The sequence below is a fragment of the Cupriavidus sp. SIMBA_020 genome (genome assembly GCF_046535395.1).
In the GTDB taxonomy this organism is placed as follows: Bacteria; Pseudomonadota; Gammaproteobacteria; order Burkholderiales; family Burkholderiaceae; genus Cupriavidus; species Cupriavidus campinensis.
Genome location: NZ_JAWRWU010001575.1, coordinates 1 through 239 on the forward strand (window position 1 = coordinate 1; position 239 = coordinate 239).

At 66.5% G+C, this 239-nt stretch carries 1 protein-coding gene; it reads right to left on the reverse strand.

The genetic code is table 11. The features are described 5' to 3' along the window. The coding region (locus SB751_RS34905) for a hypothetical protein (RefSeq protein ID WP_410749600.1) at nucleotides 1–239 on the reverse strand (239 nt) is incomplete at both ends.

Consider the following 239-nt stretch of genomic DNA (forward strand, 5'->3'; position numbering starts at 1 on the left):
GGTGATCTGGCCGAGGCCGTCGCACTCCGGGCACGCGCCCATCGGGTTGTTGAACGAGAAGAGGCGCGGCTCCAGCTCCGGCAGCGAGTACGAGCAGATCGGGCAGGCGAACTTCGAGCTGTAGAGATGCTCCTTGTTCGTGTCCATTTCGAGCGCGATGGCGCGGCCGTCGGCGAGACGCAGCGCCGTTTCGAACGACTCCGCGAGGCGCTGCTTCATGTCGGGGCGCACCTTGAGGC